Annotated in this window: 13 protein-coding genes; all 13 read left to right on the top strand. The window is 33.7% G+C overall.

The genetic code is table 11. The features are described 5' to 3' along the window. Window positions 1–3 precede the first annotated feature (3 nt). Window positions 4–807: a glycosyltransferase family 2 protein gene (locus AC1DIV_RS16485; RefSeq protein WP_477576895.1), complete on the top strand. Its 804-nt coding sequence runs from the start codon at window positions 4–6 to the stop codon at window positions 805–807. A gap of 769 nt (window positions 808–1,576) precedes the next feature. After that, the gene (locus tag AC1DIV_RS16480) at window positions 1,577–2,797 is read left to right on the top strand and encodes a hypothetical protein (protein WP_477576894.1); all 1,221 of its coding nucleotides are present in this window, start codon (window positions 1,577–1,579) and stop codon (window positions 2,795–2,797) included. Between the two features lie 166 nt (window positions 2,798–2,963). Further along, window positions 2,964–3,542: an acyltransferase gene (locus AC1DIV_RS16475; RefSeq protein ID WP_477576892.1), complete on the top strand. Its 579-nt coding sequence runs from the start codon at window positions 2,964–2,966 to the stop codon at window positions 3,540–3,542. A 60-nt stretch (window positions 3,543–3,602) separates the two neighbouring features. Next, window positions 3,603–4,886 carry a glycosyltransferase family 4 protein gene (locus AC1DIV_RS16470; protein WP_477576890.1) on the top strand — a complete coding sequence of 428 codons (1,284 nt, stop codon included), beginning with the start codon at window positions 3,603–3,605 and terminating at the stop codon, window positions 4,884–4,886. 9 nt (window positions 4,887–4,895) lie between these two features. Further along, window positions 4,896–6,092, top strand: coding sequence for a glycosyltransferase family 4 protein (locus AC1DIV_RS16465; RefSeq protein ID WP_477576888.1), 1,197 nt, complete (start codon window positions 4,896–4,898; stop codon window positions 6,090–6,092). A gap of 158 nt (window positions 6,093–6,250) precedes the next feature. Then, window positions 6,251–7,648, top strand: coding sequence for a lipopolysaccharide biosynthesis protein (locus AC1DIV_RS16460; RefSeq protein ID WP_477576886.1), 1,398 nt, complete (start codon window positions 6,251–6,253; stop codon window positions 7,646–7,648). 725 nt (window positions 7,649–8,373) lie between these two features. After that, a complete protein-coding gene (locus tag AC1DIV_RS16455) occupies window positions 8,374–9,693 on the top strand; it encodes a UDP-glucose dehydrogenase family protein (protein ID WP_477576884.1) in 1,320 nt (439 codons plus the stop codon). 472 nt (window positions 9,694–10,165) lie between these two features. Further along, the gene (locus AC1DIV_RS16450) at window positions 10,166–11,554 is read left to right on the top strand and encodes a sugar phosphate nucleotidyltransferase (RefSeq protein WP_477576883.1); all 1,389 of its coding nucleotides are present in this window, start codon (window positions 10,166–10,168) and stop codon (window positions 11,552–11,554) included. Window positions 11,555–11,625: 71 nt separating this feature from the next. Continuing rightward, on the top strand, window positions 11,626–12,744 hold the full coding sequence (locus AC1DIV_RS16445) for a hypothetical protein (RefSeq protein ID WP_477576881.1): 1,119 nt from the start codon (window positions 11,626–11,628) through the stop codon (window positions 12,742–12,744). Beyond that, window positions 12,741–13,688 (top strand): mannose-6-phosphate isomerase, class I, encoded by a 948-nt coding sequence (gene manA, locus AC1DIV_RS16440; RefSeq protein WP_477576879.1) that lies wholly within the window; start codon window positions 12,741–12,743, stop codon window positions 13,686–13,688. The genes AC1DIV_RS16445 and manA overlap by 4 nt, the downstream gene beginning before the upstream one ends. A 25-nt stretch (window positions 13,689–13,713) precedes the next feature. Next, window positions 13,714–15,462: a phospho-sugar mutase gene (locus AC1DIV_RS16435; RefSeq protein ID WP_340877065.1), complete on the top strand. Its 1,749-nt coding sequence runs from the start codon at window positions 13,714–13,716 to the stop codon at window positions 15,460–15,462. Window positions 15,463–15,825: 363 nt separating this feature from the next. Next, window positions 15,826–16,707 carry an ROK family protein gene (locus AC1DIV_RS16430; protein ID WP_477576877.1) on the top strand — a complete coding sequence of 294 codons (882 nt, stop codon included), beginning with the start codon at window positions 15,826–15,828 and terminating at the stop codon, window positions 16,705–16,707. Window positions 16,708–17,011: 304 nt separating this feature from the next. Then, window positions 17,012–17,935 (top strand): hypothetical protein, encoded by a 924-nt coding sequence (locus tag AC1DIV_RS16425; RefSeq protein WP_477576875.1) that lies wholly within the window; start codon window positions 17,012–17,014, stop codon window positions 17,933–17,935. Window positions 17,936–17,964: the final 29 nt, after the last annotated feature.

Genomic DNA, 17,964 nt, shown 5'->3' with positions numbered 1-17,964 from the left:
ATTATGAGTGGTAAAGTACATGTCATAACAGCAGTGCACAATAGATATTCAATTACAGAAAAATTTGTAGTTAATTTATTGCAGCAGACTTATCCGAGTGTTCATCTAGTTTTAGTTGATGACGGTTCAACGGACGGAACTTCAAAGATGGTAATGAAATACTTGCCGGATACTACAATTATTCAGGGGAATGGTAACCTGTGGTGGGGCGGCGCTTTACATGAGGCATATAAATGGATTTGCAAAAATGCGGATACTGATGATTATGTAATGATTTCAAATGATGATGTTGACATAGATTCTAATTATATTAATTTGGCATTGGCAAAACTGAGAGGAAGAGATAATGTATTAGTAAGTGGATTCGGTATCAGTAAAAATACCGGTGAAATTATGGATGCACCCATTGCGTGGGATTTTGCAAAATGCAGTGGTAAGCCGGTGTATAGTGGTGTACAAAATGCAAACTGTGTTTCCACCAGGAGCCTTTTTATGAAAGTTGGTACACTGAATTTTGTAGGAGGATTCCATCCAGTTTTACTTCCTCATTATGCTTCAGATTATGAATGGACTATCAGGGCTGTAAGAAAAGGCTGTGTAATTGAGACTTATCGAGACTTGACATATCTATTCGACGAAGGAACAACAGGTATCAGAAATAGAAAAAAAGCAAATTTGAAACTGATTTTTAGTAAAAAATCTAATTTTAATCCTATTTTTAGGTTCAGTTTTATTATCTTGGTTACGCCTTTGAAAAGTATACCTATGGCGTTATGGTATCAGTTTAGAAGAATAATAAAGTTATAGTAAATTTATTTTCACTTAATTATCTGGGTGGAGTTAGTATAGTTGCATGGACACATTTTAGTTAAATCCTTACAATGATTTTGAGAGGATGTGTTCGGCGTGGAACGTAAGAATATAGATGAGAAATATAATAATGAGTTTAAGAATACCCCCTGTAGATCTTTACTCGGGTAATTCAGTATGAGAGATAAGTTACGAATATGGCGTATCTGATTTAACGATTTATAAGTGGGTTAAGAATTCACCCCTATTGATTTAGGGGTAGAGTCCATTATATTAAAGGAATAGGCCGCCATACAGAAGGAAAACCTTTGGTTAAATAAGAAAGTTGAAATATTAAAAAAGGCTATCGCCAAATTCGCGAAAAAGTAACCTAGACATAACTCACCGAATTTATCGAGGAACACAAGAATCAATAATCCGTTTAGAAAATGTGTGAAGTATTAGAATCCCAAGAAGCAGCCATTATCAATCTCTTCAACTTGTCGTATCAAATCGCGAACTGGAAAACAAGAACCAACATAAAAATTCATCTCATTCACCTAGTAAGCAAGTGGCTCTATGGTGCTCCCAAGAAACATGAGATCTTATTAACAAAAGGGTTTAGTCTTAGACTAAAGCGTGTTATGCGCTTAAGGAGCAAGTTGGGAATCGGTTCTATCACTAAGAAAAAATACCTTCCTTATCCATCTAAAGAAATAGTTATTCAATTATTGAATTTGCTAAAACAAGATTTTACCACTCTAATGGAGAATAAAGGAAACTTCAAATGACACCTAATAAATTTACTGTAAATGATAAATTAATATTAATTTTCTTATTTCTAACTTCATTTGAAGTATTTAAAGTTAGCCATTATTGGTCCGTGATGCTATTCTTTGTAACACTTATTGCGATGGGCCAACGTTCAAAAAATATCAAATTATATTGGCAATTTATTACACTTGCGATTTTCCTATTATCGTATTCCACCTTTTTTATGATTTATGGAGGGTCAGTGCTTCGCAGTATAAGTTATTACGCATTGTCTCCCATGGGTGCTTATCTTGCTGGAATATATCTTATAAAACCAAATAGCAGTGATATTAATATTGTAAAAGCAGAGACTAAAGGCTCTATAGCTATTTTGATATTAACTCTTGGGTTTATATTACATGGAATACTGAGTTATGTTTTTGGTTTTATGAATCTAAGTGAAGAAATTAAACTTCAACGGTTTGTTTATGATTTTTGGTCGCATGAAGCCCTTCATCCTACGAATTTTAACAGCTCATTTGTTATTGTAGTTGCCTTGATATATTATGCTATATTTTATGAAAAGAAAAAATTGTTAAAAGTTGGAATGGTGTTAGCTGTACTTTTTGTTTGTTTTATATCTATTGAAACTTCATCAAGAACTAATCTTGTTTTAGCTGCACTAGTAATGATAGTTGTTTTCATTTTTGACATTATTGTCAATCGTTTGCCACCTAAGGTCCGACGAAGAAGAACAATGACTTACGTTACATATTTACTTTTAATCTTAGTTTTGGTAGTAGCTAATTATTCATCAGTTTTGTCATGGTATGAATCCACAAATTTATTTAATAGGATAGAAGATAATAGCCAACTTACATTTGAAAATGACGGACGATGGGATCAATGGTATGATGTCATTGTAAATATGCCGTCGTTTATATTTGGAAATATGCCAACTACCATTTTTTTAGCACATAATTTTTTCTTAGATGTTTATAGAGTAGCTGGTGTAATTCCCTTCTTTATATTGATTATTTATATGATTTCGACTATTAAAATATTATTTAAACTATTGAGAAGTGATAGGTTTACTAGTAACATTAAGTGCTTGCTTTTTTCAATTCAATTTTTATTTTTTTTATCATTTATATTTGAACCTGTAATGGAAGGGCGACCTTTAAGCTTTTTTGCATATTGTTTTACTAATGGAATAACAACAGGACTATTAATAAAAAGTAGGAATTTCGAATAGAAATATATGAATGTGTTTAATTTGGTAGCATACTGGATTCTATTCAATTTTAATTATAACTTAGTGTTCTTTTCCTGTAATTAAACTAGTAATTGCTGAATTTATCTTTTTTATTATTTTTAGACTCAAGATCTGTGTGAATATTTGAGACAAGGGAACGGGGCATATGAAAAATATACTTATTTATTTAATAAATATCTACTGTATGATGTGGAATCGTATTATATTTAAACGAAAAAAAGTTAGTTATGTTGCTTTTCCACGTATAAACGGGATCACTAAAATTCATGGAAATGGAACTATACAGATGGGAACGGATGTAAGGATTAATTCATCAGAATCATCAAATCCTATCGGTGGAATGACCTTTACAATGTTAGCTGCTTATGGTGATGCAAAAATTAATTTAGGTAATAATGTTGGTATGTCCAATTGTGCGATTGTTTGCAGAAAGAGTGTAACAGTTGAAGATAATGTCAAAATAGGTGGTAACGTGAAGATCTATGATACGGATTTCCATGCTTTAGGTTATGAATCAAGAGTAAATAATGTACAGGATATAGGAGCTGTCAAGCCTATTCTTATTAAAAAAGGTGCATTTATTGGAGCTCACTCTATTATACTAAAAGGTGTAACTATCGGAGAAAAAAGTATAGTAGGAGCCGGTAGTGTTGTGACAAAATCTATACCCGATGGGGAAATATGGGCGGGAAATCCGGCGAAATTTATTAAGAGATGTAATTAAAATAAGTAATTTTCTATGTAAAATAATATAACAACTGACTTTAAGTAAAGAAGTGAAGATATGAGAATACTGTGGATAACAAATGTAGCTATTCCTACTATTAGTCAAGCTATGAATATGCCAATCAGTTATGGTGGTGGATGGCTGGTAGGATTGAGTGAAGATATAGTGAAAGAAGAAAATATGGAATTATGCATTGCTTTCCCCATAGATGCAGGAAAAAAAATGCAATCAGGAAAGGTCGGGAACTATCATTATTATGGAATACCCTGTGACAAATTTTCTGCACAATATTCATATGAATTAGAAGAACAATTTTCTGAAATTTATAGATCATTTCGTCCTGATGTAGTCCATATTTGGGGAACCGAATATACACATACATTTCATGCGGTGACTGCCAGCGAAAAAAATAAACTACTTGATAAAACAGTAATATCGATTCAGGGACTTGTCTCGGTTTATGCTGACCACTATTTTGCCAATATTCCAGAGAAGATTTACAGAAAGTATACGTTTAAAGAGTTGTTACAGAGGAAAAATCTCAAAGTTGAGCAAATGCATTTCGTTGAGCGTGGAAAATTTGAAGTTATTGCGTTGAAGAAAATCAAACATATCATTGGACGTACCGACTGGGATCGAGCATGTACTTATTTAATTAATCCAACAGCTAATTATCATTTTTGTAATGAATCTTTACGTAATTCTTTTTATTTGCATAAATGGGAATTAGAAAAGTGTCGAAAACATTCAATTTTTGTAAGTCAGAGTCAATATCCGATTAAAGGTCTTCATATGATTTTGAAGTCTGCCCAACAAGTTAAGAAGTTCTATCCGGATGTTCATATTTATGTGACAGGGAAAGACCGGTTAACAAATAATAAAAAGGAAAAGTTTCGTTTTTCAACCTACGATTTTTATATTAGAAAATTGATAAAAGAATATGAACTGACAGACAACATTACTTTTCTAGGAACATTAAGTGAAGAGGAGATGTGTCAGCAGTATTTGAATGCCAATGTATTTGTTTCTGCGTCATCTATAGAAAACTCTCCAAATTCGGTGGGTGAAGCTATGCTGCTAGGTGTTCCTACTGTAACTTCAGATGTTGGTGGTGTTAAAACTATGCTGCAGCATAATGTAGAGGGATTGGTATATCCGTTTGACGAACCTTATATGTTAGCATATTATATCTGCGAAATTTTTAAAGATGATGAAATGGCAAAAGAGTTATCAAGATTTAGTAGAAAACATGCACATATAACGCACAACCGAGAAAAAAATTTAAAAGACCTATTTGATATATATCAATCATTGAATTTAGTAATAAATGATAAAGGATGATAATTTTATATGCGAATAATATTTATATCAAACTATATGAATCATCATCAACTTCCAATGTCGGATGCTTTATATAACATTTTGGGAGAAGGAAATTATTACTTTATTCAGACAGAACCTATTGAAGAAGAACGTTTAAATATGGGGTGGCATCAAGATTTTAACAGAAAGTATCTCATAGATGTAAGTAGATCAACTATAAAAAAAGAATATTCGCGTAAATTGGCAAACATGGCGGATGTAGTAATTATTGGTGCATGCAAAAAGCCACTTTTTTATATTGCGGAAAGAAATAAAAATTGCAAGATAACGTTTCGATATAGTGAACGATTATTGAAAAAATCCCTATTGCAGTTTTTTTCGAGTAAACGAAAAAAGGTAATGCATGAACTATACAAAGCTAATTTTAATCCTAATGAATATTTGTTATGTGCCAGTGCATATACCGCGTTCGATTTTTCTTTATACGGATTATACAAGAATAAGATGTTAAAATGGGGATATTTCCCTAAAACTATACAATATAATGTGAAAGATTTAATGGCAAAAAAGCAACACGATGTCATAAGAATTTTGTGGGTTGGACGATATATAGATTGGAAACATCCTGAAGATGCAATAAAAGCAGTAGCACAATTATCAGTAAAAAATTATCATCTTAGTTTGATTGGTACAGGGCCAATGAAGGCAAAATTGGAGAGCTTGATAAAAATAAATAAATTGGAATCAAATGTAACGGTTTTATCAGCTATGTCCCCTGAAGAAGTAAGGGGATATATGGAAATATCGAATATTTTTTTGTTTACTAGTGATTATAATGAAGGTTGGGGAGCAGTCCTAAATGAAGCAATGAACAGTGGGTGCACTGTTATCGCGAGCCATGCGGCAGGGGCAACGCCTTTTATGATTGAACACGGGAAAAATGGAATTATTTATAAAAGTGGAGATATCAAGGGGATTACAAAAATTTTAGATCGCCTGTTAAAAAATCAAGACGAAACTAAACGAATAGGGGAAGAAGCCCATAACACTATAGTGAATGTTTGGAATGCAGAGAATGCATCATCAAGGCTAATAGATTTTTGTACTGAACTTATAAATAATAATCAGAGTCTAAATATTATGGATGGACCTTGTAGTAAAACTATAGCTATCAAACAGTGGAAGATGTATAAGGTCTCGAAAAATAAGAAAGATGACTTATAAATTTGTAAATTGAGGTGTAATATATACTTTAAACTATGGGGAATTTACTAATATTGTTATTATTTAATAATTATGATTTAAACTTTTAAAAGATTTTAGATTTATAATATGTGGAATTATTTTTTAAGTTATTTATAAAAGTTAAGGAAATGGTAAAATTGAATCGAAATAAAAGACTGGCATTCAATACTTTTTTGTATTTTATTGGTAATTTATCATCTAGATTATTAGGTTTTTTTTTGTTACCAGTTTATACAACTTATTTATCACCTAAGGACTATGGGGAAGTTGATTTAATTTTTACCTACACATCTATTTTAATACCCTTATTTACATTACAAATCTCATTTGCTGGAGTAAGGTTTTTGTTTGAAACTGAGAATGTATTGAAAAAAAAGGAAATTGTAAGTAACAGCTTTTTTATCCATATGTTAGGTATGATTATTTTTGTTTTTTTATATACTATATTTTGGTTAATCACTGGTTATGAATATGGTATATATGTTCTTATTTATGTTCTATTAAATAGTTTAGTTCAGATTTTACAACAACTATTAAGAGGCTTAAGGGAAAACGTAATCTTCACAATATCTGGTACTATTGGAACTGCTGTTCAGTTATCTGCTAATATATTATTTATAGTGGGGTTAGGGCTGAAAAGTATAGCTTTATTGCTCTCTCCTATTATAAGTTTTATTATTATCATTTTAATGATAATAATAAAAACTGATATTAAGAAATATATTTCTTTCCATTCAATTAACAAAATAAAATTATTTGAAATGTTAAAGTATTCTATACCTTTAATTCCAGATGCAATTTGTTGGTGGGTGTTAATGGGATTTGGGAGGATTTTTTTAAACAGCACACATGGTCCAGATTCAGTAGGGATTTATGCAGTAGCAAATAAATTTCCTGGATTAATAACAACCCTTTATTCAGTATTTAATTTAGCATGGCAGGAAAACTCATTTGTTGAATATGATAAAGCTGATAGAGATAGATATTACAGTAGTATTTATAATGGGATGTTAAAATTTATTTTACCAATAATAATTGTTTTAATTCCGTTTATAAATATCGTATCTCCTTTTTTGTTGGGGGAATCTTTTGAAGAATCATATCTTTATATACCAATATTATTGATAGGAGCTTTATTCAATATAATGTCAACTTTTTATGGTTCAGGATTTGAAAGTGCAAAACAGACTAAAGGTATTATGGTATCTACATTTATTGCAATGGCCACAAATGTGTTTTTTACTTATTTACTGGTACCTAAATATAGTATCTTAGGTGTATCTATAGCATTTGTTTTAAGCTATTTTGTTTTATTAATTATAAGAGTTATTAGGTCAAAAAAATTCTTTTCAATTAAAGTAGAATTTGGATTGTTAATGATTTCAAGTTTACTTTTAATCGTAAGTCTAATTGTTTTTTATCTTGGTAATATTGCATTACAATTTACATTAATTATAATTGGCCTTACTTATTTCTTTTTTATAAACAAATCCTTAGTCTCATCTCTTATTAAAAAATTGACTTATAGAAGATAACTTCATGCTTCTTTTCGGCAGGTAGTGAACAATATGTCATGCTTTTAACTACATGGAATGAATTTTAAGCATAAAATTTTAATAGAATGTGAGAGGTAGGTTACAATAGGATTTGGCAATATTAAGAATTCTTTATACATTTGATTAGTTATTTTATTAAGCGTAGGGATAGAACTTTGGTTCTTTCCCTCCTTTTATGGCTTCTGAGTTTAAGATTGTTAAAATTAACATATTTTATTTCAAATTATGAATGTTGTAATACTTTAAGAAAAAAAACTTCTACTCAACATTTTATATTGAATAAACGGCTACACTTATCTAGCCAGAAAATTTAACGTCAAGTAGACTACAGAAACTAGTTTAGTAATTATACGATGACTAAAAAGAGCGAAGAAAGCCAAATGGTACAGTTGTATGTGAAGTAAACCAAGAAGCATTCGTGAGTATGAATTGACACCATCCTCTCTGGATAAGTAGTTCTTTCAATAAAAACCTCCGGTTATTTCAAAGAAGCTGATAACCGAACACCAGAAGAAAGAGAACTAGTAATGCCTGGTAAGGTACTGAGATAGTAATAAATGGAGAACGATATTTTAAAGCAAGCTGCGCTGATACTAGGACGAAAGTAAATTTATATAAATAATATTGTGATTATTATGCTTCCAAGTACATGGGATATTAATAAGCAAAAGAATTAATAAATTTAGGTGAAGGTGGGACAAAAAATGAAAATTGCAGTAGCTGGAACTGGGTATGTTGGCTTAGTAACCGGGGTTTGTCTGGCAGAAAAAATGCATCCTGTAACTTGTGTAGATATAGATGATAAAAAAGTAGACTTAATGAGAGAGGGGATTTCCCCTATTTATGAACCAGGCCTGGAAGAATTATTGGTTAATAATATGGAGCGATTGAATTTTACAACAGATTATAAAGAAGCTTATAAAGATGCAAATGTTATTTTTATAGGTGTTGGAACACCCGAAAAACAGGATGGTTCGGCAAATTTAAGTTTTGTTTATAGAGTAGCTCAGCAAATTGCTGAAAGTATAGAGAATGATTGTGTCGTTGTTGTTAAATCAACGGTACCAATAGGTACAAATGATAAGATTGAAGATTTGATTAAATCTAGATTGGTACATGATGTAAATGTATATGTTGCCTCTAATCCTGAGTTTTTGTCACAAGGAACAGCAGTAAGGGATACACTGTATGCTTCAAGAATTGTTTTAGGTGTCGAAGAATCATATGCAGGTGAAGTTTTAAAAGAGGTATATAAAGATTTTAATGCACCAGTTGTAGTTACGAATAGGAAAAGTGCTGAGATGATTAAGTATGCATCCAATGATTTTCTTGCTCTGAAAATATCATTCATTAATGAAATAGCGAACCTTTGTGAAATTATTGGAGCAGATATAGAAGATGTTACTCTTGGAATGGGTTTTGATAAACGAATTGGGGATCGTTTCTTAAATGCAGGAATTGGTTACGGTGGATCTTGTTTTCCAAAAGATACAAAAGCATTACATTGGCTGGCAAATTTCCATGATAATGAGTTAAAAACAGTTAAGGCAGCGATAGATGTAAATGAAAATCAAAAGCTAAAATTAATAAAGAAATCAAGAAAGTATTTTGAAAGTTTTAATGGTTTAAATGTAGCTGTCCTAGGTTTAACTTTCAAGCCTGGAACAGATGATTTAAGAGAAGCCCCTTCTCTTGTGAATGTTCCCATAATGATTGAAGATGGAGCGAATGTTAAAGCGTGGGACCCTGTTGGCGTAGAGAATTTCAAGAAAAAGTACCCTGATGAAATTACTTATTGTAACACCATTGAAGGTACCATTATGGATGCTGACGTATGTTTTATCTTTACAGAATGGGATGAAGTAAAAAGTTTCGATTTGTCAAAATACACTAAGCTTATGAAAACGCCAATCGTCCTTGATGGGAGAAACTGCTATGATCTGACAAGTGCGAGAAAAGCGAATATCATTTATGATTCGGTTGGCAGAGAAACAATTAGTAGTTTTGAAGTTTCATTAGTCTAATACCAATTGGAGACAGAACTTGTATCAATTGATATTAGAGGTCTATACTTTTGATTTTAAAACTGAGATTTATTAGCATCTTTTAGGTTTATGCACTTTTACATCATTAATCTTGGGGTAGGAGACTCATGCAAAAAATATAATTATAACTGCATCTCATGGGCCGAATAATATTCTTTCATATCATTAATAAAATTGAATATATCCATACTCCAACGTTTGAAAGGTTATGTGTGCAATTTAGGATTAAACATCCGGTGTTTAAAGGGGAATTTCTTTTTGATATTTCAATATAAATTCCTGGTGGATTTCATTGTCCGTTGGAAATTCTGCTTCGTACAAGTTTTACTTTTACGAAAATATTATTGAGTAAGGTCCAGTGTGAAAAATAGTATATAATCTTCAATCAGCACTATTATCCATATAAATTCATATCAGGTCCCAAGGGGGCTATTTTTTTGGAGGAATATTTATGAAACTAGTTTTACTTTCCGGTGGTTCAGGTAAACGGCTATGGCCATTATCAAACGATACAAGGTCAAAACAGTTTTTAAAAGTATTAGAAAGTAATAATGAAGAAAAGCAATCAATGGTTCAGCGTGTATGGGGACAGTTGGAAACAGTGGGATTGGCTGATTCCTCTATTATTGCCACTTCAAAGATGCAAAGAGATATGATTCATACCCAGATTGGGATGAATGTGCCTCTAATCATCGAGCCTGAACGTCGTGATACATTCCCTGCGATTGCGTTAGCTGCATCTTATCTCTACTCAATTGAAAATGTTTCAGAAGATGAAGTGGTAGTGGTCTTACCGGTTGATCCTTATGTTGATGATAGCTTTTTTGAAAAAGTAAAAGAATTAGAGAGTGTTTTACTAGATTCTGAAGCAGACCTAGCATTAGTTGGTGTTAAACCTACTTATCCCTCTTCTAAATATGGATACATTGTTCCGGAAGATACTGTAGGTGGAGATTCATATTTTACCGTGAATCATTTTACGGAAAAGCCAAGTGAAGAGAAAGCACAGACACTTATTAACATGAATGCTCTCTGGAATTGTGGTGTTTTTGCATTCCAATTAAAATATATGATTAATATTCTTAATACTAAAAAATTACCGCTTGATTTTGAAGAACTGTCCCTTCAGTATAAGGACCTGCCCAAAATCAGCTTTGATTTTGAAGTAGTAGAGAAAGCTAACGATATTGTGTCACTACCTTATGAAGGCTATTGGAAGGACCTAGGTACATGGAATACCCTCACCGAAGAAATGGCAACTACCCAAATCGGAAAAGGTATTATGGATGAGAGCTCAGTTAATACACATTTAGTAAATGAGCTGGATATCCCTGTAACCGTAATAGGTGCTAAAGATCTTGTGGTAGCTGCAAGCCCGGATGGTATACTTGTTGCTGATAAAGCCTCCAGCCCAAAAATTAAAGACTTAATTAAAGGGTTTGATCAACCGCCAATGTATGAAGAGCGTATATGGGGTTGGTCGCGTGTACTAGACTATGCTAAATATGACAGTGGTCAGGAAATGGTTACAAAGCGCATTTGTATTCATGAAGGAAAAAATTCCAGTTATCATTATCATAACCTTCGGGATGAAGTATGGACAATAGTACGCGGTGAAGGCGACCTTGCCTTAGAAGAAAGTATTTCTCGTGTTAAAGCTGGCGACATCATTCACCTTCCAGCAGGGAAAAAACATGGCATTAGGGCGCTTTCGGAATTAGAATTTATTGAAGTACAAACAGGAATAGGGATTAGCGACGAAGACTTCTTTAGATTATATTATAAATGGGAAGATGTTTTGGTTCATTTTCAGCAATCAAAAGCTAAAGTGATTTTATGATAAAGATATAAAATGGGGGTCGAGAGATATTTATTTTTGCTCTCACCCTTGGACTTTCTTATTGAAATGGTGTGAATGAAACGAAAAAGATAGCTTATTATATTTCTGATTATGGTTTTGGACATGCTTCTAGGAGTGTAGCCATTATTCGCAAGCTCTTATTACAAGCCAATGATATCCACATTATTATTTGTCATTCCTTTGCAATGGACCTTTTACAATCATCATTACGATTGATACAGGATAATCGAGTTGAATTTCGGCATGTAGAAACAGATATTGGCTTCTTTTTGAAAGAGAATTCGATTGAACCTGATTCGTCTAAGCTCAATATGGAGTTTGATGAATTCATGATGAGTTGGCCCACTAAGGTAGAAGAAGAAATTATATTTCTGTATAAAGAAAATATTAGTTTAGTTATATCAGACATATCCCCTCTAGCCTTCGAAGCTGCTAATCGTTTATGCATACCTTCTCTTGGAATATCCAACTTTACATGGTACACCGCATATAAAGGATTAATTGAGCAAGGTAAGTTACACAAGTATAAAGAGGCATATGAGAAAATGACTTATTTCTTTTCTTTAGCAGGAGGACAAGAGGAAAAGTGGGGAAACTCTGGAGCATGTCAATTTAATTTCTTCTCGAGAACCATTGATAGGGATGAAGTTAATAGAATCATAAAAAGGTTGGACCCTCATAGAGATAAAATTATCATTTTCTTCGGACTAGGTATGAAAATAAATGGGGTAGACCTTAAAAATCATCCAATATGGAATAATTCTAACTGTGTATTCATTATTTCATCGAATATGGATATCGAAAAAGAAAATGTGTATAAAATTCCATTAGATTATACGGATTCACAAAACTTTATCGCAGCTGCAGATCTCGCAATAACAAAAGCTGGCTGGGGAACAGTTAGTGAAGCAGTTGTTGAAAACACTTCTCTTTTACTCATAAATCGCCCTAACATGACAGAAGACCAACATACAATTCGTTATTTAAAAGAACGAAACCTTTGTCAAACCATGGATTGGGAACATTTTAAGAGTTTTACCATTACCGATGGATACATGGAAGAAGTAAGAAGACAAAAATATTCAAAGCCCAATTTTCAGTTTGAAAATGAAGTAGAAAAGATTGCTAGAAAAATAATTAAGATTTTAGAAGAGGCGATATATCGATGAATGAACCAATTTTCCTTAGTCCTTCATTTCATGAACGGATATGGGGAGGGACAAGGCTAAAGAATGTATACCACTATGATATACCTTCAGAACAAACAGGAGAATGTTGGGCTATTTCCGGTCACAAACATGGTGAAAGTATTGTTGTATCAGGTGAGTACTTTGGAAAGACGTTGAGTGAATTATGGGACAATTCTCCTGATTTGTTCGGTTTCTACAAAAGTGATCGATTTCCATTGCTTACAAAAATTTTAGATGCTAATTATGATTTATCCGTTCAAGTTCATCCGGATGATTCATTTGCACAGAACTTTGAACATGGTGAGTGGGGAAAAACAGAGTGCTGGTATATAATTGATTGCGAAGAAGATGCGGAGATTATATTTGGTCATAATGCACAAACGAAATCAGAGCTTATTGCCATGATACAAAATAATCAATGGGATGTACTACTTCAGCGTGTAAAAATTAAGCCTGGTGATTTTTTTTATGTACCAAGTGGAACAGTTCATGCCTTAGGAAAAGGGACTCTAGTGTTAGAAACCCAACAAAGCTCTGATACGACTTATCGAGTGTACGACTATGATCGTCCAAGTTCAAGTGGCGACAAAAGAGAGCTTCATTTAGAAAAAGCCGTTGCTGTGATGACTGTCCCTCACGTGGCAAAAAAGGTAGAGCCAAAAGTTTGGGAAATGGATGAAGCAACGATTACTACCTTTGTGGAAGATCGTTATTTTACCGTTTACAAATGGGAGGTACATAGCCGTTTAGAACTTGTTCAAGACCAACATTTTATGATCGTGAGTGTCCTAGAAGGTGAAGGAACACTCGAAGTGAATCGACATGTTTATCCTATAGATAAAGGTCAACATTTTATTTTACCTTATCGGATTGAGAACTTTGTGTTAAATGGAAACATGAGTCTAATTGTTTCACATCCATAAGATATTCAGGAGGATTAATAACACCATGACATGGAAAAAAACAGCCGAGAAATGGCTAAACTTTGAAAACTTAGAGGGCCATTTAAAGGAAGAATTACATTCGGTTCAACATAATGAAAAGCTAATGGAGGAAATGTTTTATCGAAATGTAGAGTTTGGTACAGGTGGTATGCGTGGTGAATTAGGGCCGGGTACAAACCGAATGAATATCTACACGATTAGGAAAGCTGCTGCTGGTTTAGCGGGGTATCTTGCTGAACAAGGAATCAAAGTCATGAATCGTGGTGTTGTAATTGCTTATGATTCTCGTCATAAGTCAGCTGAATTTGCTCTTGAAGTGGCGAAAACGGTTGGTAATCAGGGCATTACGGTGTACTTATTTGATGAACTGAAACCAACACCAATCCTTTCATATGCTGTTCGGCATCTACATGCTTACGCAGGTGTAGTTATTACAGCAAGCCACAATCCGCCGGAATATAACGGCATCAAGTTATATGGAGAAGATGGCGGCCAAATTACTCCACAGGCTGCGGATTTAATTATTCAGTATATGGATCGTGTGGAAGATGAATTGTTAATTGAGGTGGCAAGCGAAGAAGAGCTACTTGCATCGGGAACTCTAACTTATATTAATGAGAAAATTGATAGCGCCTATACGGAAAGCCTAAAGACGATTCAGTTGAATAAAGAATTAGTTGAGAAAATAGGCCAAGATTTAAAGATTGTTTACACACCACTTCATGGTACAGGGAATAAGCCAGTACGAAATGGACTTCTGGAATTTGGTTTTGGAAATGTTGCTGTTGTGGGAGAACAGGAACTTCCTGACCCGAATTTCTCTACGGTAAAATCACCGAATCCAGAAGAACATGCAGCATTTGAATTGGCCATTCGTGATGGATTAAAAATGAATGCGGATGTTTTGCTAGGTACAGATCCAGATGCAGATCGCTTAGGGGTAGCTGTGAAAAATAATGTAGGCGAGTATACGGTTTTATCAGGTAACCAAATGGGCGCACTGATGCTGCATTATCTTTTATCCCAAAAGAAAGAAAAAGGAATCCTGCCAGAGAATGGAGTTGTCGTAAAAACGATTGTTACATCAGAAATAGGCCGGACAATTGCTGCCGACTTTGGTATTAAAACTTTAGATACATTAACCGGTTTTAAATATATTGGTGAAAAAATCAATGAGTTTGAACAAACGGGTGAGTATACCTTTCAGTTCGGTTATGAAGAGAGCTACGGCTACTTAATAGGTGACTTTGTTCGTGATAAAGATGCGGTTCAATCTGCGGTGTTCGCTGCAGAAGTAGCTGCATATTATAAAAATCAAGGGAAATCGTTATATGATGGCCTGCTTAATATTTTTGAAAAGTATGGATACTATCAAGAGGATCTTGAATCTATTACTCTTAAAGGTAAAGATGGAGCAGAACAGATATCGAATATTTTAGTTCAGTTCCGCAATAATACACCTAACGAGATTGCAGGAGTAAAGGTAGTGACAGTCGAAGATTATCAATTTAGCAAACGGATGGACCTTTTAACTGGAGAAGCGACAAACATTTCTCTCCCGAAATCTAATGTCCTGAAATTATACTTAGAAGATGGATCATGGTTCTGCTTGCGTCCATCAGGAACCGAACCAAAAGTTAAATTCTATTTCAGTGTTAGAGGTAATTCACTTGAAGAAAGTGAGAGACTCCTAATAAATCTAAGAACTTCAGTAATGTGTACCGTAAATCGTATTATGTCAGTGACCGAATAATTTAATGAAAAAAAATGGTCGTATTCTGTGAAATAGGATTTATAACAATTTATTTCTAAAAAATGCTACTTAAGTGAAAGCTTAGGTGGCTTATTTAGGTTTGAACGTTTATTAAATAATATGGTATATAAAAAATATTATTTAATATAGGAGAAGTACTGGTTTGGAACCTTACATTTTGTTCTTCAATTTAAAAGGTGGATGGATTCGAATATAATCGCACTAAAAACTAAGCAACTGCACGTAACTTTGACTTATTGGTTCAAATTCAACATTAATTATAAAAATTTCTTTTTAATTAATAAACCATATATAGTAGGAATGACATGATTTAAAATAAGTTAAAAGACAGGTTGTGAGACGATGTATTTAGGTGCGATAGAAGCAGGGGGCACAAAATTTGTTTGTGCGATTGGTAATGAACAAGGACAGATTATAGAGAGAATTTCAATTCCGACAACAACACCGGAAGAGACAATAAAACAAGTCGTTAAATTTTTTCAGAATGATTCGCTATCAGCTATAGGCATTGGTTCTTTCGGGCCTATTGACTTAGATGTAAAAAGTCCACAATATGGCCATATTACGATGACTCCTAAGAATGCATGGAGACATTTTGATATTCTCGGCGAAGTGAAAAAGCATTTCCCCATCCCAATTGGATTTGATACGGATGTGAATTCTGCTGCTCTTGGAGAAAAAATATGGGGAGCTGCGAGAGACGTAGATAGCTGTATATATATAACAGTAGGAACTGGGATAGGTGTTGGTGCGATTGTTGAAGGAAACTTACTCCACGGACTAATTCATCCTGAAATGGGACATATTATTGTCCGGAGACATCCATCAGATCCATATGAAGGAAATTGTCCATACCATAAAGATTGCTTGGAAGGTCTTGCTGCAGGTCCAGCGATTTCTGAAAGATGGGGAAAAGCGGGTGTGGAACTACAAGATCAAGCACAAGTATGGGAAATGGAAGCGTATTATCTAGCGCAGGCTCTTGTGAATTATTTGCTAATTTTGTCACCTGAAAAGATCATATTAGGAGGTGGAGTCATGATGCAGGATAAGCTTATTCCTCTTATTCGAGGAAAGGTTACGGACATGTTGAATGGATATGTTCATCATTCGGCAATCTTATCATCTATTGATGAATTTATCGTGCCCCCCGGTTTAGGACAAAATTCAGGTATTAGTGGTGCTTTGGCACTTGCGATGAAAGCGAGAGATACAGAATTTTAGTTTTTCTAAGAGAGCTTGATATGGATACTGAGATAGAAATGATATGATTAAATGGGTATGTCCGAATTCCCGGTGTGATACCCTAGATTTCTAAAATCATATTAGGTTACATTAATGATATTATTGATTCAATAAGAGTCACAAATACCGACTATGCTCTATATGGAACGTTGTGCATTCTGAATTTTAACACCCAGACTTTCTTGACTAGGTGAAGTAAATTGACCTTTTACCAAAAGTACACTCAGACATTAAAAGAACATGATATACTAGGTCCATTAAATACCAAGTAAGGATGAAATTCATGAAAAAAATAATCGTTTTAATCCTATGTATAATGGTCATTATTGTTTTTTTCTATCAGCAAAAACATTTACTATCTAACCACAAAGAAAAGATATATGTTGAAGATTTTAAAGGGGCCAATGATTCTGCGAAGATTCAGGCTGCCATTGATCATGCAAAGGACAATAAGTTAAAGACGGTTATGCTGGATGATAGGGAGTATTCGATTTCATCACCGATCAAAGTTAGGGAAGGTGTTAAGCTGCTATTTGGATACGGGACGAAGTTCATTGTTGAAGGGAATTTCAGGGTGCTTGAGCTTGAGCAGAATGCTTCCATTGAGGGTGCTTATGTAGTGATAAATGATGCTGATTTTAATTCAGAGGTCATTTACTTAGATGGTAAGTATAAATATTATAATACCTGGAACAAAACGCATGTGAAGGATGTAAATATCATTAATTGGTCTGAGAGTAATCAGGGTACAGCGATATCTTTATATGCTGGCGGTAAGGAACATGAGATTTCTTTCGTGAACTTTGAAAATGTCAAGGTTGCTGGGATGGAGACTGGAGTCAAGTTAATAGCTGAAGAACCGTCTTCTGGTAAGGCCTGGATCAATGCTAATCGTTTCCTGAATCTATCATTGGAAGATTGTGTCAATATGATTTACATAGATAGTAACTCTACCGTACCGAATGAGGTTAGTGGTAATCAATTTACCAACTTACAGATACAGCCTTCAAGCAAAACAAATAGCATTTTGAAGGTAAATGGGCAATACAATAAGTTTGAGGGCATGGTTTGGGATTTGGACAAAATCACACTTCAAAACGATGTTATTGAACTTAAGGATAATAGCATGGGCACTATCATTGAGATCCCGTCCCTGCCTATAAGTCGAATCGCTGACAGAGGTCAGGCCAATATCTTGAATCAATAATAAAAGTGAAAAGGGTGATTAGCTAATAG

The sequence above is a fragment of the Peribacillus sp. 05N428 genome, assembly GCF_056397085.1.
The sequence above is the reverse complement of the archived record's forward strand: the minus strand, read 5'-3'. Positions and strand labels throughout refer to the sequence as shown.